Source organism: Dactylosporangium vinaceum (assembly GCF_019904175.1).
Lineage (GTDB): Bacteria > Actinomycetota > Actinomycetes > Mycobacteriales > Micromonosporaceae > Dactylosporangium > Dactylosporangium vinaceum.
This window is the reverse complement of the sequence record NZ_CP061913.1, coordinates 10420120-10440121: the sequence shown is the minus strand read 5'-3', so window position 1 is coordinate 10440121 and position 20002 is coordinate 10420120. Positions and strand designations below refer to the sequence as shown.

Below are 20002 nucleotides of genomic sequence, written 5' to 3'. Positions count from 1 at the left end.
GGCCGACCGATGCCCCAAGGTGACCTGCACACGTTGAGCAGGCCCGACCGCTGGCAGCGGATCCTGCCGTTCCTGGCCGTGACGGTGCTGGCCTTCGCCGTCGCACTGCTGCCGCCGGCCGTGCACCCGGCGGCGCTCATCGCGGCCGTCGGCCTGACCGCGGTGCTGCTGGCCCTGGTCGTCGTCGTGCCGTGGTCACGGCTGCCGGTCCTGCTGGAGGCCGGGCCGCCGCTCGGCTACTTCGGCGTCGTCCTGCTGCTCAATCTCGGCTCCGACGGCGGCCCGGCCGGCAACGGCCCGCTCGCCCTGCTGCCCGTCCTGTGGCTGGGCCTGTACCACGGCCGGCTCGCCACCGCGATCGGCGTCGTGGTGATGGCCGTCGTGGTCGTGGCGCCGGCCGCGCTCGGCAGCCAGATGATCCGGGCGGAGTGGCGGCGCGGGCTGCTGCTCATCGCCATGGGTGTCATCGTGGCCACCGCCGCCCAGAGCTGGACGCGCCGGGCCCGCACCGCCACCGGCGAGCTGATGCGGGCCACCCGCGAGGCCCGCCGCGACCGCGACTTCAACCAGGCCATCCTCGACTCCACCGGGTTCCTGGTGCTCGTCGTCGACGGCGACGGCACGGTCACCGCGTTCAACCGCCGGTGCGAGGAGCTGACCGGGCGGGTCGCCGCGGACGTCATCGGGCGGCCGTACCGCGACCTCGGCCTCTCCGCGGACGACGGCGCCCAGCTGGAGGCCGCGCTCACCCACGCGCTGGGGGGCTCGCTCGCCGTGCACTTCCCGCGCACCGCCGAGCGCGACTGGATCGTGCCGGACGGGCGGCGCCGGATCGTCTGGAGCAACGCCGCCATGACCGGCGACGACGGCCGGTTCACGCACGTGATCTGCACCGGCATCGACGTCACCGAGCAGCGGCGCACCGAGCGGCTCTTCGCCGACGTGCTCAGGGCCGCGACCGAGCAGGCCATCATCGGCGTGGACCGGGCCGGGACGGTGACGGTGTTCAACGCCGGGGCCGAGCGGCTGCTGGGCTACAGCGCCGCCGAGGTCGTCGGCGTCACCGGCCTCCAGCACTTCCACGCCGAGCCGGGCTCTCTCGAGGACGTCTTCGCGCCCGCCCGGGCCGGTGACACGGAGGCCCGCGAGGGCGTGTATCGACGCAAAGACGGTTCGTGGGTGCCGGTGGCCCGCACCGTCAGCGTGATCCGGGACGAGTCCGGGGAGGTCGGCGGCTACCTCAACGTCGCCCGGGACATCACCCGCGAGCGGCGCACCGTCGAGGCCATGCGCCACGCCCTCGACCGGGAGCGCGAGGCCACCGCCCGCCTCCGCGAGCTCGACAAGGTCCGGGCCGACCTGGTCGCCACCGTCTCCCACGAGCTGCGCACCCCGCTGACAAGCATCCTGGGCAACGTCGAGGTCATCGTCGACGGCGACGCCGGCCCGGTCGCCGCGGCCCAGGCCCGGCTGCTGGCCGCGGTCGAGCGCAATGCCCGCCGCCTCCTCGCGCTCATCGAGGACCTGCTGATGCTCTCGCGCATCGAGGCCGGCGCGGTGAAGATCAACGCGCGGCCGGTCCAGATCGCCACGGTGGTCTCCGGGGCGCTCGAGGCGCTCGAGACGGTGCGCGGCCGCCGCGACGTGGAGCTGGAGGTCGACCTGCCGAGCGACCCGCTCGTCGTCTTCGGCGACCGCGACCAGCTCGAGCGCGTGGTCATCAACCTGCTCGACAACGCCCTGAAGTTCACCCCGGCCGGGGGCAGCGCGCGGCTGAGCGCCGACGGTGACGGCGAGCAGGTGCGCCTGACCGTCTCGGACACCGGTATGGGCATCCCGGAGAACGAGATCGACCAGATCTTCGAGCAGTTCTTCCGGTCGAGCCGCTCCCAGGAGCACCAGAGCCAGGGCACCGGCCTCGGCCTGGCGATCACCAAGACCATTGTGGAGCGGCACGGCGGCCGGATCTGGGCCACGCCCGCCACCGGCCAGGGCACTGTCGTCACGTGCCTGCTGCCGTGCCGCTCCGCCGTCAACTAGGTGTGGCCGGTGCCCGCGCCGCCGTCGCTGAGCCGGACCGTGTGGCGCGCATACCTGGTCGTCGCGGCCGTGCTGTCACCGGTGGCGCTGTGGGACGACCGGCCGGTCCCGCGCCTGACCGGCCTGGCGCTGCAGGGGGCGGCGGCCGTGGCGACGGGCGTCGGGGTCCACCGCAACCGACCTCCGGCGCGCCGAGCCTGGCTGCTGCTGTGGGGCGCGCTCACGCTCGTGTTCGCGCAGAACGCGATCTGGGCCGGGCAGGACCTGCTGCGGCTGCCGCCCCCGTCGAACGAGCTCTTCGTCAACTGGCTTTCCTACACCGCATTCGGCCTCGGTACCGCCGGTCTCTTCCTCCTCGCCGGACGAGGTGGAGGGCGGCCGCCGTGGGAGTCGCTCATCGACGCCGGGATCGTGACCGTCGGGATCGCCATCCCGGTGTGGAGCTTCCTCGTCGAGCCGCAGGTCACCGCGCTCGGCCTCGGCTCCGGCGAGCTCGCCACCCGGCTGATCTTCCCGGTCTGCGACCTGGTCATCGTGGCCATGACGACCCGGCTGTGGTTCACCGGGGCCCGCCCGCCGGCCGCGGCCCTGCTGACGGTCGCCCAGTTCTTCCTGCTCGCCGCCGACATCCTGTTCTGGTCGCACGCGGACGGCCTGTCGGGCGCGGACTTCGACCGGCCGGCCGACGCCGCCTGGCTGGCCTGGTTCACGCTGTGCGCGGCGGCGACCCTGCACCCGAGCATGCGCGATCTCGGGGCGAACATCGAGGCCGCGCGCAGCCGTAGCGGTACCCGCGCAAGACTGCTGCTCCTGTTGATGCTCTCGCTCGTCGCGCCGATCGTGACCGCGCTGGAGAGCGGGGCCACCACGATCGGGCGGCGCCTGGTCGTGCCGGTGTTCGCCGGCACCCTCGCGGTGCTGCTGGTGGTGCGGATGCAGCTCATCAACCGGCTGGCCCGGCACCGGGCCGACGAGCTCGCGTATCGAGCCACCCACGACCCCCTCACCGGCCTCGGCAACCGGGCGCTGCTCGCGGACCGACTCCGGGCCCGGCCGGACGGCACGCTGCTCCTGCTCGACCTCGACGGGTTCAAGCTCGTCAACGACACATACGGCCACCCCGTTGGCGATCGGCTGCTGATCGCGGTGGCCGAACGGCTCCGGTCCGCCGTGGAGCCGGAGGACGTCCTCGTGCGCCTCGGCGGTGACGAGTTCGCCGTCATGACGACATTCGCCGCGACGGTACCGTCGAAAATCCTGCACGTGCTGCGTGAACCCTATGTACAGGACGGTCGCGAGCTCGTGGTCACGCCGAGCATCGGACTGCTGCCGCTGCGGGGCTCACCCGATCCGCTGCGCGACGCCGACCTGGCGCTCTATGCGGCCAAGGCGGCCGGGCGCAATCAGATCGTCGCGTTCGAGCCGGGGCTGCGCGACGCGACCCGCCGCTCGGACGCGCTCCGGAGGGCGTTCGCGGCCGGGGAACTGCGCGTGGAGTACACCCGGATCGACTTCGAGCCGGGGCTCTTCGCGGCCCGGATCGACTGGCCCCCGCACGACGGTGCGGCGCTGCTGGCCGCGGCCGAGAGCGCCGGGCTGGTGAGGGCGATAGGCGCGTGGCTGCTCGACCGGGCGTGCGCGGACGCGGCGGCCGGCGGCTTCAGCGTGGCCGTGCCGCTGTCGGTGACCGCGCTCAGAGACCCGCAACTGTCCGGCACCGTCCTGGCCACACTGGCCCGCCACGACCTGCCGCCGCGCGCGCTCACGCTCGTCCCGCAGGGCACCGCCGCGCTCGAGCGCCTACGCGCCGCGGGTGTCCGGGTCGGGCTCGCAACAGCATGGCACCCGGCGGGGAACGGGGCGCGCAACGCCCGCTGACGATCTTTGAGGGGTCAATCCACCCCTTATCGGAGATCAGATGCTGCGCTCCCTGAAGAAGTACGTTTTCGCTCCGGCGCTGGCCCTTGCCGCGACCGCCACGACGCTCGTCGTGGCCGCTGCACCGGCCGACGCCGCCGTTGTCAGTGTTCGCGTCAAGGGCTCCCTCGCCGCTCGTACCGGCGCCGCCAACTGGTTCGGCCAGACCCGCACGATCAAGAACCGGCAGAAGCTGACGGTCACCTGCAAGGTGAGCGGCCAGTACCTGCGCGGCAACGTCCGCCGGACGGCCCAGTGGGACCGCACCGCGGCCGGCGACTACATCTCCCACGCCTACGTCTCGGGCAGCCCCAAGCTCCCCGTCTGCGCCCCGGTCGCCGCGCCCGCTCCGGCTCCGGCCACCACGGCCCCGGTGGCCGCGGTGCCGATGGGCCCGACCGGCACCATGACCAACGATCAGTTCCTGGCCGCCTCGATCCCGGCCGCCCAGCAGAGCCAGCGCGACACCAAGGTGCCGACGTCGGTGACGCTGGCGCAGGCGATCCTCGAGTCGGGCTGGGGCCGCAGCTCCCTGTCGGCGAACGACAGCAACTTCTTCGGCATGAAGTGCTTCAACAACGCGCCGGGCCCTTACGCGGCAGGCTGCAAGTCGTACTCGACCCAGGAGTGCAACGCCGCCGGCACCTGTGTCACGACGGTGGCGACGTTCCGCACGTACCGCGCGTCGGTCGACTCCTTCCGTGACCACGGGGCCAACCTGAAGTCCCTGTCGCGCTACGCGGCGGCCTTCAACTACACCGGCAACCCGAACCAGTTCATCGCCGAGATCCACAAGGGCGGGTACGCGACCGACCCGCAGTACACGACGAAGGTCGTGGCGCTCATGACGAAGTACAACCTGTACCGGTACGACCTCGCGGTCTGATCCGTCGCAGGCCGAGGTGGCCGCCCCGCACCCGGGGTGGCCACCTCGTTTGCGTCCCCGTCTCGGTTGACTTCCCGTCGGCGTGCCGTTGAATGGTCGGCGTGGAGTCGTCGCGGGTGGTTCGCGGGCCGTCGGCCGGGGCTTACGTGGTGCTCGGGCTGGCCTGGGCCGGGGCCGGGGTGGCGCTGCTCGCCGGGTGGCCGGTCCCGGGAGACGTGCTCGTCGCCGCCGGGGGCGGCCTGGCCGCGCTGAGTGGGCTGCTGTATCTACGCGGCGGGCCGGCGACCCGGGCGGTCGTGCACCCGGACCTGATCGCTGTGCGCAACCGGTTCGAGCTCATCGACGTGCCGCGGCACCTCGTCGACGGGGCGGTGGTGCTCGGCGTGCTCGGAGTACACCTGCGGCTCGTCGATGGTGAGCGGATCCCTCTCGACCTCAACGGCTCCGCGCGGCGGCGGCGCACCGAGCTGGACGAGACCATCGAGTCGGTGCCGGAGATCGCGTCGTCCGGCGATGTGGCGCAGACCTTCCGCGTGAGCAGCGCGTTCGTCACGATCTTCGCGGTCCTGGGCGCCGCGGCGGCGCTGGCCGCCCTGTGCGGCGGCGGGCGGCTGCGGTGAGGATTATCATCGCTGCTGATGGCGCGGTGGATCTGTCCCGAGTGTGAGCGGGAGTTCGATAGGGCTCGGCAGGGGCATGTCTGCGTGCCCGGCGGGACCGTCGACGAGACCTTCGCCGGCCGCCCCGGGTATCAGCGCGCGGCCTACGACGCCATCATCGGGCTGCTCGAGGCGCTCGGGCCCGTGCACGAGGACGCCGTGAAGGTCGGAGTCTTTCTCAAGCGGGAGCGCAAGCTGGCCGAGATCCGGCCCATGGCCCGCGCGCTGTCCGTCGAGCTCTACCTCCCCCGGCCCGTCGACGACGAGCGGGTGGCCAGGCACTACGAGGTCGGGCGCGGGCGGTTCGTCAACGTCGTTCGGCTGACCGGCGCCGGGCAGGTGGACGAGCGGCTGCGGGGATGGCTGACCGAGGCGTTCGAGGACGCCGGTCCGTAGGCCGCGGCGGATCGCTCAGTTGGTCCCGTACTGCTGCTTGAGCGCCAGGTAGTCGCCGAGGCCGAGCCCGCGGTACGCGGTCGAGCAGTCCGGGAGCCCGTCGGTCATGGTGAGCGCGGAGTGCTGGGCGTACGCCACGTGCCCGAGCCCGAACGCGTGCCCGAACTCGTGGGTGATGGTGCCCTCGAGGTCCCAGCGGTTCGTGCACGCGGGCGGGGTGCTCAGGAAGAAGAGGCCCTCGGTGTCGTCGATGAGGATGTCCGTCTCGACGCTGCGCCCGTTGTCCTGCCCGCCGTACCACCAGATGCAGGTGACGGCGAGCAGCCCCTGGTTGAGCGGCCCGAACGACACCGCGTTGGTGCCGTCGCGCTCGCCGCACCCGCCCGTGGGCATGACACCGGCGATGTGGTCGGTCTTGCCCGCGTACGACTCGGAGATCCCGAGGTCGGCCGGCAGCCCGCAGTCGTTGCGGCCGGTGTCGACGGTGTAGGCCGCGCTGCGCAGGGAGTTGACGACGGCCGTGCGGTCGCCGAGGTACGCCGGCACCGTCTTCTCGTTGACCCGCCACTTGAGCTCGCTGCGCCAGCGCATGCCGAGCCAGGTCCCCGCCGGGTCCGCGCAGCGCCCACCGTCCATCGCGGCCTCGGCCGGCTGGCCGGTCGGCGGCCCCGGGATCACCACGGCGAACCGGGCGGTATGCAGGAGGCCGGTCGGCTCGCCGGCAAGCCCGGCCGCACAGAGAACCAGCGGCAGAAGGCCCCGCAGCACCGCCCCCAGACCACTGTCGATCTTCGGCACAAGCTCATTCTGATCCGCAGAACTGGGCGCAGGGGCCACTTTCGGCAAATGCACGAACCCGTAGCTGCCCAACCGCGCCCCCGCCACACCCACCCCGCACCGCCGCGTCGGGTGGTTGACCGATGCCGCCGCCCGCCACCTTCGGTCATAGTTTGATCACACAGCGTTGAAGGAGGCCCCATATGAAGCTGCTCGCCACCCTGCTCCGCAACGACCGCGGCGCCGCCACCCTCGACGTCGGGCTGGGCGCCATCCTGCTGGGCATCACCCTGGTCGCCGCGGTCACCCTGTTCGCGAAGTAGCCGGCGCGGCCGGAGGCGGGCGGGTTGAAGGACACTTAAGGCAAGTAGTAAACAAACCTGAACAATTCGCGGCTGTGCATTGTTCGGCGGCTTGAAACTGGGACACACTGGGCGCTCCTGACCCGTCCGCCAGCGGGAGATGCCCATGTTTCGATTGCGGTTCACGCCGCGGCCCAGAGTCTTCGCCATCGTGGCGGGAGCGCTGTTGGTCATCGGTATCGGTACGGCGCCCGCTTGGGCGCAGCAACAGCAGCAGGGGCCGCCGGACCCTTCGATTCCGGCCAATGACGGTGCGCGTGGGCTTGTCTATGACGGGTTCAAGGTCGGTACCGGGCGTTGTAAGGGTCTGCTTGAGGTCAAGAGCGTGCCGGGGGCGTGTACGCATGGTCCGGATGCGTCGTTTGCCGGGACTGATGTGGCCCGGTCGGTGGCGCCGCTGGGTGGGGTGGCGGTGGCGCCGTTGCGTGTGGTGTGTGATGGTGACGGGCAGTCCGGGAACCGGGTGCAGGTGTTGTATGTGCACGGGTCGGGTAACGCGGACCGGTACGGCCAGTATGTGGCGTCGATCCGGACGTGGTCGTCGGGTGTGGATGACATCTACAGTGCCAGCGCGGCGCAGACGGGCGGGGTTCGGCACATCCGGTTCGTCACCGACAGCGGCTGCAACATCGCGGTCACGGATGTGGCGATCGACAACGGTTCGCTGGGTGACTTCGGTAACTCGGTCAATGCGGTCAAGGCGCAGGGGTTCAACCGGGCTGACCGGAAGTATTTGCTGTATGTGGACGCGACAGCGTTGTGTGGGGTGGCCTATGTGACGTTGGATGATCGGCCGGGGCAGGACAATGCGAACAATTCGGGGGCGAGTTTCAGCCGGGTCGATTCGGGTTGTTGGGGGTCGGGGCCGGCGGCGCATGAGTTGACGCATGCGATGGGTGCGGTGATGTCGAGTTCGCCGAACCACACCGCGTACGGGCACTGCACGGATGACTACGACATCATGTGCTACAACGACGGGCCGGGCACGGTGCTGCGGGTGGTGTGTGGTGACCAGGCTCAGGACAACCGCCTGGACTGCAACAAAGACGACTACTTCAACACCAACCCCCCGGCCGGCTCCTACCTCGCCACCCACTGGAACACCGCCAACAACCGCTTCCTCATCACCAGCGGCGGCACGGGCGGGGGCGCGAAGACCGGACCGGTGACGCTCGTGCAGCTCGGCAAGTGCGTGGACGTCAACAATTCCAACACGGCCAACGGCACGAAGATCCAGATCTGGGGCTGCAACGGTACCGGTGCGCAGCAGTGGACGCTCAACTCGGATGGGTCCGTCCGGGCGCTCGGGAAGTGCCTCGACGTCACGGCGGCCGGCACCGCGAACGGGACCAAGCTGCAGCTCTACGACTGCAACGGCACGGGTGCGCAGCAGTGGACCTACGTGTCCGGGTCGCAGGCCCTGCGCAACCCGGCGTCCGGGCGCTGCCTGGATGACCCGTCCGGCAGCACGACCGACGGGACCCAGCTGCAGATCTGGGACTGCAACGCCAGCAACGCGCAGCGGGTGACGGTCCCCGCGTAGCGAAGCAGGACGTGATGACGGCCCGGCTCCAAGGGGGAGGAGCCGGGCCGTCAAGCGTGCTGCCGAGCCCTTACCCGGCCGGGTTCCTTCAAGCGGCGTCCGCCGACACGAGCAGGCCCTGGTTGACGGCGGCCATGAGGGCCTGAGAGCGGTTGTTGACGCGCAGCTTGCTGTACAGCCGCGACACGTACGTCTTCACCGTCGCCTCGGACACGGACAGGCGCTGGGCGATCGTCGGCAGCGAGAGGCCGTCGCGCATCAACGACAGCACCTCCTGCTCGCGCTGGCTCAGCAGGCCGGTCTGGCCCCGGCGGCGCGACAGCGCGGCGGACAGGCCGGGCGCGGTGAACGAGTGCGGCGCGACGGCGGCGTGGCGGATCGCGGCCAGGACCGACGAGATCGGGGCGGCCTTCGTCACGTACGCGGAGAGGCCTGCGTCGAGCGCCCGGTAGAGCAGGTTGTCGTCGCTCACCGCGCTGAGCAGGACCACGCCCAGGTCGGGGTGGGCGATGCGCAGCCGGCGGGCGAGCGAGATGCCGTCGGCGTCGGCGAGCGAGGCGTCGATGGTGACGACCTCGGCCGCGGTGTCGGCGACGACGTGCTCGGCCTCGGCCGCGCTGCCGGCCTCGCCGACGAGCGTGATGTCGGGAACTGTGGCCACGACCCGGTTGAGACCGAGACGGAGAAGGACGTGTTCGTCGACGGCGACCAGTCGGATCGTCATCAAGGGCTCCTAGTGCGAGGGTGTGGCCTGGGCGGATTTGCCTGCTCCACAAGCCTCGCAGCGGGAGGAGTACCCCTGCTAGGTGCTGCAATTGCCTTGCGCTCGTCGGCACCCGTGCTGCACCGGGGGACAATCGGACACCGGATGACACGCGTCCTGTTCCCGGGTGGAGTGCTCGAGCGGAAGTGCCTACGAGACCAGGGCCAACGCGACCTGATCGGCCGGCTTGGGCAGCGTGATACGCATGGTGGTGCCGCCGCCCGGGGTTTCGTCTATGACGAGGGAGGCGCCGTGGGCCTCCACGATCCGCTGACACGTGGCCAGGCCGATGCCGGAGCCCTCGATGTCGGTGCGCAGGCGGGTGAACATCTCCAGGACCTTCGGGCGGTCCTGGACCGGGATGCCGATGCCGTTGTCGGCGATGTTCAGCGTCCAGCCGGTCGGTGACTCCTCGGCGGTCAGCGAGATGCGGCACTCGCGGCCGCGGTCGCGGAACTTCAGCGAGTTGCTCACCATGTTCTGGATCAGCACGCGCAGCTGAGTGGCGTCGCCGACGACCCGGGGCAGCGGGCCCACCTCGACGTGCGCCTGGGTGGCGGCGATCGCGGTGCCGACGTCCTCGACGACGTTGCGGGCGACGGACTCCAGGTTGACCTCGGCGAACGAGGGGCGTCCGCCGAGAGACGCGTGCGCGAGGACGTCCTCGATCATGCGCCACATGCGGGTGGCCGACGAGAGCGCGCGGTCGACGCAGCGCTTGCCGTCGGGGTCGGCGGCGACCGCCGGGATGTCGGCGAGCAGCGCGACGAAGCCGAGCACGCCGGTGAGCGGGTTCTTGAGGTCGTGACTCACCTGCCCGGCGAAGTGCTGCAGCGAGGAGTTGGAGCGCTGCAGCTCGCGGGAGGTGCGGTGCACCGTGTCCAGCGCCTGCTCCAGCATCTGGCTGTGCCGGTGCAGCTCCAGCACGTCGAGCACCATCTTGGCCAGCTTGTCGAGGCATTGGCGCTGGCCCTCGGTCAGCTCGTGCGGCTCCTGGTCGAACACGCACAGTGTGCCCAGCACGTGCCCGTCGCTGTCGCGCAGCTGCGACGAGGCGTAGAAGCGCACCTCGTTGATCTCGCCGGTGACGAACGGGTTGTCGGCGAAGCGGGGGTCCTGGGTGGCGTCGCGCACGACCACCGTCTCCGGCTCCACCATGCTTATCGCGCACATCGAGTCCTCGCGGGCGCACGCGCTCGCCTCGAACCCGAACGCGGCCATCTGCAGCTGCTGCGAGGCCGAGATGATGTTCACGACGGCGTTGGGGACCCCGCACACATACGCGGCGAGCTCGACCACCGACGGGAGGTCCGGCAGCGGTGGGCCGCCTACGATGCCGTAGCTGGCAAGCGACTTGAGCCGCTCCTGCTCGTCGTCCGGGATCGGAAACGTGCGCGGTTTGATGAACGAAGACGTCCGGCTCATGCCCGCGACGATAAGCTCGCCGAGTTGCAGCTCAGCCGAAACCGGCGGGAAGGGCTATCCGGACGGTCACGCCCGGCCGGTCGACCGACGTGACCATGCTGCCGCCGTGACGGGCGGCGATCTCGCGGCTCAGCATGAGGGCCAGGGCGCCGGTGCGATACTCGCCGGGCTGCTCGGGGTGCGGGATGCGCATGGACAGCAGCCGCTCGGGGGTCAGGGCGGCGTCGGTGGCGGCGGAGATGACGATGTGCCAGCGGTGGTTGGAGCAGTACGCCTCGATCTCGGCCGGGCCCGTCAGCGAAACGATCTGCACCGCGGTGTGGAAGAGCTCGCGCAGCAGCGCCCGGTCGCCGAGGAGCTGCGGCCCCGGTTCACAGCGCAGCGGTACCCCCGGAAAGTCCAGAAGATCGGTCACCGGCAGCCGCACCTGGTCGAGGGGCTCCTCGGCCGTCTCCAGACTGCTCAACAGGAGCAGGTCGGCCACGATGACCTGCATGTGCTCCGCGTTGCGGCGGATCACGCCGATGGCCTGCTGACGGTCCGCGGGTGTGAGCGGCAGCGACTCGTCGGCCGTCTCCAGCATGGTGGCGAATGTGATGATCGAGGTCAGCGGCGTGCGCAGCTCGTGGGACGCGACCCGGATGAACTCGGTGCGCAGCTGGGCCAGGTCGGCCGCCGTCGTCCGCTCGCCCGTGTCGGGCGTTTCGTCATCCATCAGCACCCGCTCGGTCCTCCGGAAACGTTACAGGACATGTCATTACATTGCGTAGGATATGTGTGTACCGACAGTAAGCGACGAATGCCGCGTTCGCTGCCGGCGAGGAGTGCTTTGCGAGGAGAGACCGACCGTCTGGTCGACACGAGCCTGATCGAAGGGGCCGTGGTCGACCTGGTGGTCCGTGCGGCGAACGCGGCCACTGCGGTGGACGCGCAGCGCCTCGTGTCCGAGTTGCGGACGTTCTCCGGCGTGCGCTCGGCCGACATCGTCCCCGCGGTCATGCCGGTCCTCGGCGACCTCGACCTGCTGGAGCGGCTGCCCGTCGGGCCCGCACAGTGGGGCCAGGAGCTGCGGGTCGAGTTCAGCGCCGAGCCCGCCCGGGCCGAGCTGCTCACCGCCGCCTCCGAGATCGCGGCCGCGGCCGACCGGGCGCTGACGGTGCCGTGCCGGGCCGTGCCGCCCCCGCCGACGCTCGGCTCGCCGCTGGCCTGGGCAATCACCGCCGGCGCCCGCGCGATGATCCTGTGCGTCGAGCCGGGCCGGGGCTGGAGCGCCCTGTCCGACTCGTTCACCGCGGCCCTCGGCTACGACCGGCACCACCCGCCCGACTTCCGGCTGCTCGACATCGTCCACCCCGACGACCGCCCCGCGGCCGTGGGCCTGTTCCTGGCCAGCTGCGCCGGGCGCCCCCCGGAGCACGCGGTCGACCTGCGCGTGTGCACGGTCAACGGCCGCTGGCGGACGATCGAGATCGCCGCGCGCAGCTTCGTCGACGACCCCGCCGTGGGCGCCGTCGTGTTCTTCGGCCTCGACGTCACCGGCCAGCGCGACGCCGAGCGCAATGCCCGCATCGAGCAGCAGCGCCTGGCCCGGCTGGTCGAGACGATGGACGACGGGCTGCTGATGCTCGACGAGGACGGCCAGGTCTGCCTGGCCAACCGGGCCGCGCACCGGCTGCTCGACACCGGCGTCCTCGACGTCAGCCCCGAGCACGACCCCGACGACGCCGAACCGCTCGACTGGGCCCAGGTCATCGCCCGCACCGTCCATCGGCTCGGGCGCGAGACGGCCCCGATCGACCGGCTGCGCACCGGGTTTCGCACCCGCCGGGCCGTGGTCGGGGAGGAGATGGCCTTCGAGGACGGGCGGGTGCTCGAACTGGACCTCGTTCCCGTCACGGGACCGGCGGGCCCTGGGGGTACCGATGGAGGAACGCTCATCCACCTTCGGGACGTCACCTCGCGGGTCGCCGTGCGGCGCGGGCTCGAGGAGCGCAGCCGGGGACTGGAGGAGCGCAATCAGGCGCTCATCGAGGCGACGGCCCTCAACAACGAGTTCGTCGCCAGCGTGTCCCACGAGCTGCGCGGTCCGCTGTCGTCGGTGGTGGCGTTCTCACACCTGCTCGGCGACAGCGCCAGCGGGGAGCTGTCGGAGGACCAGCAGACGTACCTCGCCGTCATCGACCGCAACGCGAACCGCCTCCTGCGCCTCATCGAGGACCTGCTCCTGCTGTCCCGGCTGGAGGCCCGCACGCTGCAACTCAAACCCACACCCACCCGCCTGCCGGAGCTGCTCGCCGTGGCCGTGGCCGAGCGCACGCCCGCGGCCCAGGCGGCCGGCATCGACCTGCGGCTGGAATGCACCGACGGCCCGGAGGTCGTCTGCGACGACACCCGCGTGCACCAGGTCGTGGACAACCTCGTCAGCAACGCCGTCAAGTTCACGCCGAGCGGCGGCCGGGTCAGCGTCAAGGCGTGGCCCGGGCCGGACGGCGAGGGCTGGAGCGTCTCCGTCGCCGACTCCGGGGTGGGCATCCCGGCCGCGGACCTGCCGCGGCTGTTCAGCGCATTTTTCCGCGGATCGAACGTGACCGCGGCGGTCGGGCGGCAGGTCATGCCCGGCACGGGACTCGGGCTTGTCGTCAGCCGGGCCATCGTCGAGTTACACGGCGGCAGCATCAGCGTCGCCAGCACTGAAGGGGTCGGCACGACGGTCACGCTGTCGTTGCCCACGCGACCGGCACGAAATGGGGGATGATCGTGAGCCGACTTCTCGTCGTCGAGGACGATCCGGATATCGCCATGGCGCTTCGCCTGCTCCTCACGCGGGCGGGGCATCAGGTCGCGCACGCAAAGGACGGCCGGACCGGCCTGCGGGACGCGTACACCGAGCGCCCGGAGCTGGTGATTCTCGACATCGGCCTGCCCGGCATGGATGGCTGGCAGGTGCTGGAGCGGCTGCGCGACGTCAGTGACGTGCCGGTGCTACTGCTCACCGCGCACGGCCAGGAGTCGGACAAGGTCCGCGGCCTGCGCGGCGGCGCCGACGACTACCTCACCAAGCCGTTCACCAACGCGGAGCTCGTCGCCCGGGTGGAGGCCCTCCTGCGCCGCAGCGCCGGGCCGGCCTCGTGGGCCGACGAGGTGTACGACGACGGCGTCCTGCGCATCGACCCGGCCGCCCGCCGCACGTTCGTGGCCGGCGACGAGGTCCGCTTGACGCCTACCGAGTTCCGGCTCCTCAACGTGCTGGTCCGGCACGCGGGGGCGGTGCTGTCGCCGAACCAGCTGCTCGCGCAGGCCTGGGACGATCCGACGGGGATCGGGCCGGAGCGCGTGAAGTTCGCGGTGCTGCGGCTGCGGCGCAAACTCGGGTGGACTGACCCGGATGCGTCGCCTATCGAATCGGTCAGGGGCTTCGGCTACCGGTACCGCCGGCCGGTGATGGACCGCGCGGAGTAGCTCCAGGTACTCACGTGGGGTGTCGGGTTTTCGGGAGCCCGGCATTCCGGCGGCGGGGGTTGGTGCGGCTGACGGCGGCACCCGGCCGGTGAACCGAAGCCGCAACTGGGTGGGAACGGTCGTCGCGACCGACAGTGGCGAACCTGAAATGGTCCCGCCACGCAGACCCACGAAATGAGTGCCTCGATGATCGACCTCTCTGCCGACGGTCACGTCCACACCGCGTTCTCGTCCGGGCGCGACAGCGTCTCGGTGCTCGTCGCCGCGGCCGAGCAGGCCGGGCTGACGGAGCTCACGTTCGCCGATCGGGTGGGGCCGGACACGAGCTGGCTGCCGCCGTACCTGTCGTCGATCCAGCGGGCCCAGCAGCGCACCGACGTCACACTGCGCCGCGGGGTCGAGGTCGAGGCGATCGGTATCGACGGCTGGCTGGCCTTCCCGTCGGACCTCAACGGGCTCGAGGTCATCTCGGTGGCGTTCAACCGCCTCCCGCTGCCCGCCGGGCTGCTCAGCCCCGACGCCGTGCGGGCCCAGATCGACGCCGGCGCGATGCGGGCGCTGGACGTCATCGACCAGGTCGTCACCGTCACCGGGCTGGCCGTCGAGCGGGTCTCGCGATACGCCCCGACCCGCCTCGCCCGGCCCCTGGACTTCCTGGTCCGCTCCGGCATCGACGAGACCGCGATCCCTGACTCCGCCCTGACCGAGCTCGTCGAGGCGTGCCGGGCCAACGCCACCGTCGTCGAGGTCAGCGAGCGGCACCGGCTGCCCGGGCTCCGGTTCGTGCAGGCGTGCGCCGAGGCGGGCGTCCGGCTCGTCGCCTCCAGCGACGCGGTCCGGGCCGGCGAGGTCGGCGCCTATCGCTACGTCCGCGAGATCGCCGAGGGCCTCCTCCCCGCGACCGCCTCCGCCTGAACCACCCCTGCACCTCCCCGCACCCGCCGTCGTTCGCCGCGCAGGCTTACGGCGGCGGGTTCGTCGTGCGCGCCGCCCGTGAGCCGGCGGGTCCGCCAGCATTGCCTGAAACGGGTCAAGGGTGGCGGGTCCGGCATTTAGGATCAAGGTGTGCCGAAGGATCGCGAACTCGTCCTCGTCTCCCTCCTGCAGGAGGCCACGAGGATCGCGAACGAAGCCGACGACATCCGGGACGCCGGGCTTCCCGTGATCACCGCAGTCTGCGCGGCCACGGGCTGGCCCGTGGGCCATCTGTGCCTGCCGGAGGAGCGCGACCGCCGGGTCTTCGTCTCCACCGACGTGTGGCACGAGGAGATCGCGGGGGAGTTCACACAGCTGCGCAAGGCCAGTGATGACGTGCGGTTTCCGCTGGGCGCCGGGATCATCGGGCGCGCGGCCAAGACCGGGCGGCCCCAGTGGATCGCCGACCTGGCGGCCGAGCCCGGCATGGTGCGCCCGATCGCGGGGTGCGTCGGCTCCGCCATCGCCTTTCCCATCACCGGGCGCGGGATCGTGGCCGCGGTGCTCGAGTTCTTCACCCGCGAGCCGGTCGAGCCGGACCCCGAGCTGCTGGAGATCATGGCCGACGTGGGCATCCAGCTCGGCCGGGTCGCCGACCGCATGGCCGCGCGGCAGGCGCTGCTGTTCGGCTCGCAGCGGCTGGAGCGCATCCTCGACAGCTGCGTCGAGGCGTTCGTCTCCATGGACGAGGGCGGGATGATCACCGCCTGGAACGCGGCCGCGGAGAAGGTGTTCGGGCTGTCCAAGGAGGAGGCGATCGGTCGCCGGCTGGCGGACACGATCGTGCCGCCGCAGTACCGCGAGGCCCACCACCTCGGCGTCGGGCGGTTCCTGACGACGGGGGAGAAGCGGGTCCTCGACAACCGGATCGAGATCACCGGCTGGCACGCCAACGGCTACGAGTTCCCGGTCGAGCTGGCCACCTGGGCCGTGCAGGACCCGATGATGGGCTGGACGTTCAACGCGTTCGTGCACGACATCACCGACCGGAAGCGGACCGAGGACGCGCTGCGCCACGCATACGAGCACGAGCGCGAGGCCGTCACCCGGCTGCGCGAGCTCGACGTGGCCAAGAGCGACTTCGTGGCCACCGTGTCGCACGAGTTCCGCACGCCGCTGACAAACGTGATAGGCCACCTCGAGGTCCTTACATCCGGCGACGCCGGCCCGCTCACCCCGGCCCAGACCCGCATGCTCGGCGTCATCGGCCGCAACTCCGACCGGCTGCGCGCGCTCATCGAGGACCTGCTGACCATCTCCAAGGTGGAGGCCGGCGTCTTCGACCTGGAGCTGCGCCCGACCGACCTGCAGGAGGTGCTCACGGCCGCCTGCGCGGCGGTCGAGCCCCGAGCCAAGCGCCGCGGCCACCGCCTGGTCCTGACCGTCGAGGGCCGGCTCGGCACCGTCGAGGCCGACCCGGAGCAGCTGCAGCGGGCCCTGGCCAACCTGCTCATCAACGGCGTCAGCTTCACCCCGGACGGCGGCCTGGTCGAGCTGACCGCCCGCGTCGACGGGGACCACGTCGAGATCAGGGTCATCGACAACGGCGTGGGCATCGACGCCGAGGAGCAGCCGCAGCTGTTCACCCGCTTCTTCCGCGGCACGTTCGCCGTCCGCGAGGCGGTGCAGGGCGCGGGCCTGGGCCTGGCCATCACGAAGACGATCATCGAGGGGCACGGCGGCGAGATCGCGGTCGAGAGCCTGGTCGGGCACGGCACGACCTTCACGATCCGCATCCCGCGCGAACGGCCCCTCTGGCTGTAGCCGCCCCGGCCGGCGGAAACCGGCTTATCGGGTCTCGGCGCCTTCCTTGACCGCCGAGGCCTCCGGGCGGGCCGTCTCAGAAGCCTCGAACGGCTGCGTCTGTACCGTCTGGAAGCCCGTCCGCGTCATCTCGCCCCACACGTGCTTGCCGCCCCTGATCGCCGACCACATACCCATGACGCGCCACAGGGCCGTCAGTTGGCGGTAGCCGACGTTCTCCAGGATCGAGGCGAGCACCGAGGCGACCAGGTCGGTCCAGCGGTGGTAGCGGTGGAAGGAGTACTCCTCCACGGTCAGGGCGACCAGGTTCAGCAGCAGGGCGTAGCCGTAGGCCACGGCGATGAAGACGAGGGCGAAGCGGGTGTTGACGGCGCCCACGTAGAGGCCCAGCGGGATCAGGATGACGCCGGCCAGCTCGATGAGCGGGGCCAGGAGCTCGAACAGCACGTAGTACGGCATGGCGACGAGGCCGATGCGGCCGTAGCGCGGGTTCAGGATCATGCCCTTGTGCTTCCTGAGGATCTCGGTGATCCCGCGGTGCCAGCGACGGCGCTGTTTGCCCAGGACTTTCAGGGTGCTCGGCGCCTCGCTCCAGGAGACCGGCTCGGCGACGAAGACGATGCGGTAGTCGCGCTTCTGGCGGCGCAGGTGGCGGTGCAGACGCACGACCAGTTCCGCGTCCTCGCCGATGCAGTCGTGGGCCAGGCCGCCGATCTCGACGAGCAGGGAGCGGCGGAAGATGCCGAAGGCGCCGGAGATGATGAGCAGGCCGCCGATGCGCGACCAGCCGGTGCGGCCGAGGAGGAAGGCGCGCAGGTACTCCACCACCTGCACCCGCGGCAGCCAGCGCCTCGGCATCCGGACGTCGACGATACGACCGGCCACGACGGTGCAGCCGTTGGCGACGCGGATGACGCCACCCGAGGCGGCGGTGCGCACGGGGTCGTCGGAAAACGGCTTGGCCACCGACAGCAGTGCCTGCGGGTCGAGGATGGAGTCCGCGTCGACCATGCACACGAGGGGGTGCCGGGCGACGTTGATGCCGGTGTTGAGAGCGTCGGTCTTGCCGCCGTTCTCCTTGCGCACCACCACGAGCGGGTCGGGCCGCTCCTTCGGGACGTGGATGGAGATGATGCCGCCGCGGGTCGGTGTCGCATCCGGCACCACGCGCGGCACCTCGACGAGGCCGTACTCCGCCCGCAGCCGCTCGAAGGTGTCGTCGGTCGAGCCGTCGTCGATGACGATGACCTCGAAGACCGGGTAGCGCAGGGCAAGCATCGCCTGGACCGACTGCACGATGCCGGCCGCCTCGTTGTGCGCGGGCACGAGCACCGACACGGGCTCGGTGAGCGGGCTGCGGTAGGTCTCCTCGTGCCCGGCGAACGGCACGCGGCGCAGGTGGCGCACGAACTCGGCGGTGGCCAGCACGATCAGCACCAGGTAGCTGCTGTTGATGAGCAGGAAGTACGTGAGGATGAAGACGTCGGTCACCGCGAGGAGCTCGACGACCCACTCCCGCAGCATCACGGCACCAGGTGCTTGCGGGTGGCGTCGATGTCGGCCGCGGCCAGGGCTTCGCGGGCGTGGGCGGCGCCGAGCAGGATGTCCGGGTCCGGCTCCGCGTCCGGGTCGGCGCTGTGGCGGGGGCGCACGTGGGCCCGGTGCTCGGCGGCGACGAGCGCGGCCCGGCCCGGACTGCCCAGGCGCAGCAGCGAGCGCGCGGCGTTGTGGGCGACCTCGTAGTCAGGGTCGGCCAGCAGGCCCGTGAGCGGCGCGGCGGCGCTCACCGCACCGAGCTCTCCCAGGGCCTTGGCGGCCTCTGCGCGCAGTACCCCCGGATGCTGTGGCTCCAATGCATCGATTAGTGGAGCCAGTGCGGTCCGCGTGCCGAGGCGACCGAGTGTGCGGGCGGCGGCCACGCGTACCTCGACGACCGGATCGGCCCGCAGCGCGCTCTCCACGCGCACGGTCGCGCCGGCCGCACCGATCAGCCCGAGGACCTCGGCGGCGCAGGCCCGCACGGGGGACCTGGGGTCGTCGAGCGCCGCGAGGAGCGCATTCGTCGCGGCGGTACCGAGACGGGTCAGGGCAGTGGCAACGACGTGACTGGGGACCGTTCGGCGACTGGGCAGTGTGGCAAGCAGCGGCTGGGTGGCGCCGGCGTCGCCGATGCGGCCGAGCGAGCGGGCCGCGACGACGCGCACGTCGGGGTCGGGGTCGCCGAGCAGGTCGCACAGGGGGAGCAGGGCGTCCTTGCGGCCCAGGTTGCCAAGCACCTCGGCGGCCGTCGCCCGGGCCACCGGATCGCGCCGCTTCAGCTGGCTGCGCGCCCGCCAGGCGGCGCCGCGGCGCTCGAAGACGTCGACGAGCGCCGTGTGCGCCTCGCCGCGGACCTTGCCCAGGAGGGCGACAGCGCTCGGCTCGACCGCGAGCCACACCTCGTCGGGCAGGCGCACCAGTTCCTCGATCTGCTCGGGGTCGTCGTCCCCGGCGGCGATGGCCAGCAGCAGCCGCCGGGCGGGCTTGGCGAGCTGGGTGCGCCTGGCCTCGCGGGCCCGGCGGACCGTGCGGCCGCCGACGATGAGGCCGCCGAAGACGAGCACGGCGGACATGAGGACGATCAGCGCCACCAGGGCGGCGCCGGCCAGCGTCACGTGCGCATGCGGGCCAGGACTGCCTCGACCCGGCTCACCAACTCCCGCGGGCTGAAGGGTTTGACGATGTAGTCGTCCGCGCCGGCGCCGAAGCCGACCTCGACGTCGCCCTCCTGAGCGCGCGCGGTGAGCAGGATGATCGGCAGCGCCTTGGTGCTCTGCTCCTGGCGCAGCTGCCGGCAGACGTCGATGCCTGACATGCCCGGCATCATGACGTCGAGCACGACCAGGTCCGGCGGGTTCTCGGTGGCCGCGGTGAGCGCGGCCAGGCCGTTGTCCACCGCCACGACGTCGTATCCGGCCTGCTCCAGCTTGAAGGCGACGAGGTCGCGGATGTCCATGTCGTCGTCGGCGACCAAGATCGCGGTCATACCTCAGATTT

17 protein-coding genes are annotated in these 20002 nt (G+C 71.4%); 10 read left to right on the top strand and 7 right to left on the bottom strand.

What is annotated here, in order from left to right; translation table 11 throughout:
* Positions 1–33 precede the first annotated feature (33 nt).
* From Dvina_RS46900 to Dvina_RS46880, 5 genes are all read left to right on the top strand, one after another.
* Positions 34–2040 (top strand): ATP-binding protein, encoded by a 2007-nt coding sequence (locus Dvina_RS46900; protein WP_223098065.1) that lies wholly within the window; start codon positions 34–36, stop codon positions 2038–2040.
* Positions 2041–2049: 9 nt separating this feature from the next.
* Positions 2050–3918 (top strand): diguanylate cyclase domain-containing protein, encoded by a 1869-nt coding sequence (locus Dvina_RS46895; RefSeq protein ID WP_223098062.1) that lies wholly within the window; start codon positions 2050–2052, stop codon positions 3916–3918.
* Positions 3919–3958: 40 nt separating this feature from the next.
* Positions 3959–4843, top strand: a complete 885-nt coding sequence (gene gsmA, locus Dvina_RS46890; protein ID WP_223098054.1) for a sporangiospore maturation cell wall hydrolase GsmA — start codon at positions 3959–3961, stop codon at positions 4841–4843.
* Positions 4844–4944: 101 nt separating this feature from the next.
* Positions 4945–5463: a hypothetical protein gene (locus Dvina_RS46885; RefSeq protein WP_223098051.1), complete on the top strand. Its 519-nt coding sequence runs from the start codon at positions 4945–4947 to the stop codon at positions 5461–5463.
* A gap of 18 nt (positions 5464–5481) precedes the next feature.
* Positions 5482–5898, top strand: coding sequence for a DUF5655 domain-containing protein (locus Dvina_RS46880; protein ID WP_223098048.1), 417 nt, complete (start codon positions 5482–5484; stop codon positions 5896–5898).
* A gap of 15 nt (positions 5899–5913) precedes the next feature.
* Here Dvina_RS46880 and Dvina_RS46875 read toward each other — a convergent pair whose 3' ends face one another.
* Positions 5914–6696, bottom strand: coding sequence for a zinc metalloprotease (locus Dvina_RS46875; protein ID WP_223098045.1), 783 nt, complete (start codon positions 6694–6696; stop codon positions 5914–5916).
* Between the two features lie 447 nt (positions 6697–7143).
* On the opposite strand from Dvina_RS46875, the gene Dvina_RS54925 reads away from it, so the two are divergent.
* Positions 7144–8580: an RICIN domain-containing protein gene (locus tag Dvina_RS54925; RefSeq protein WP_246655779.1), complete on the top strand. Its 1437-nt coding sequence runs from the start codon at positions 7144–7146 to the stop codon at positions 8578–8580.
* Between the two features lie 88 nt (positions 8581–8668).
* Here Dvina_RS54925 and Dvina_RS46865 read toward each other — a convergent pair whose 3' ends face one another.
* The 3 genes from Dvina_RS46865 to Dvina_RS46855 all read right to left on the bottom strand — a co-directional run bounded on the left by Dvina_RS46865 (position 8669) and on the right by Dvina_RS46855 (position 11483).
* Positions 8669–9304, bottom strand: coding sequence for a response regulator transcription factor (locus tag Dvina_RS46865; RefSeq protein WP_223098042.1), 636 nt, complete (start codon positions 9302–9304; stop codon positions 8669–8671).
* Between the two features lie 189 nt (positions 9305–9493).
* Positions 9494–10768 carry a sensor histidine kinase gene (locus tag Dvina_RS46860; RefSeq protein ID WP_223098039.1) on the bottom strand — a complete coding sequence of 425 codons (1275 nt, stop codon included), beginning with the start codon at positions 10766–10768 and terminating at the stop codon, positions 9494–9496.
* Between the two features lie 31 nt (positions 10769–10799).
* Complete coding sequence (locus tag Dvina_RS46855) at positions 10800–11483, bottom strand: sensor histidine kinase (protein WP_223098037.1); 684 nt, start codon at positions 11481–11483, stop codon at positions 10800–10802.
* 114 nt (positions 11484–11597) lie between these two features.
* Here Dvina_RS46855 and Dvina_RS46850 point away from each other — a divergent pair, with 114 nt between their 5' ends.
* The 4 genes from Dvina_RS46850 (at position 11598) to Dvina_RS46835 (ending at position 16966) form a co-directional block, all read left to right on the top strand.
* Positions 11598–13523 carry a sensor histidine kinase gene (locus tag Dvina_RS46850; RefSeq protein ID WP_223098034.1) on the top strand — a complete coding sequence of 642 codons (1926 nt, stop codon included), beginning with the start codon at positions 11598–11600 and terminating at the stop codon, positions 13521–13523.
* On the top strand, positions 13520–14227 hold the full coding sequence (locus Dvina_RS46845; protein ID WP_246655778.1) for a response regulator transcription factor: 708 nt from the start codon (positions 13520–13522) through the stop codon (positions 14225–14227). Before Dvina_RS46850 ends, Dvina_RS46845 begins: the two co-directional genes overlap by 4 nt.
* Before the next feature lie 186 nt (positions 14228–14413).
* The gene (locus tag Dvina_RS46840; protein ID WP_246655777.1) at positions 14414–15142 is read left to right on the top strand and encodes a hydrolase; all 729 of its coding nucleotides are present in this window, start codon (positions 14414–14416) and stop codon (positions 15140–15142) included.
* A 150-nt stretch (positions 15143–15292) separates the two neighbouring features.
* Positions 15293–16966, top strand: coding sequence for an ATP-binding protein (locus Dvina_RS46835; RefSeq protein ID WP_223098025.1), 1674 nt, complete (start codon positions 15293–15295; stop codon positions 16964–16966).
* Between the two features lie 24 nt (positions 16967–16990).
* Here the strand turns inward: Dvina_RS46835 and Dvina_RS46830 are convergent, their stop codons facing one another.
* From Dvina_RS46830 to Dvina_RS46820, 3 genes are read right to left on the bottom strand one after another with little or no spacing between them, the layout of a single operon-like run.
* The gene (locus Dvina_RS46830) at positions 16991–18490 is read right to left on the bottom strand and encodes a glycosyltransferase family 2 protein (RefSeq protein WP_223098022.1); all 1500 of its coding nucleotides are present in this window, start codon (positions 18488–18490) and stop codon (positions 16991–16993) included.
* Positions 18490–19620 carry a HEAT repeat domain-containing protein gene (locus tag Dvina_RS46825; protein WP_223098019.1) on the bottom strand — a complete coding sequence of 377 codons (1131 nt, stop codon included), beginning with the start codon at positions 19618–19620 and terminating at the stop codon, positions 18490–18492. Before Dvina_RS46825 ends, Dvina_RS46830 begins: the two co-directional genes overlap by 1 nt.
* Complete coding sequence (locus Dvina_RS46820) at positions 19617–19991, bottom strand: response regulator transcription factor (protein WP_223098016.1); 375 nt, start codon at positions 19989–19991, stop codon at positions 19617–19619. The genes Dvina_RS46825 and Dvina_RS46820 overlap by 4 nt, the downstream gene beginning before the upstream one ends.
* Positions 19992–20002 lie beyond the last annotated feature (11 nt).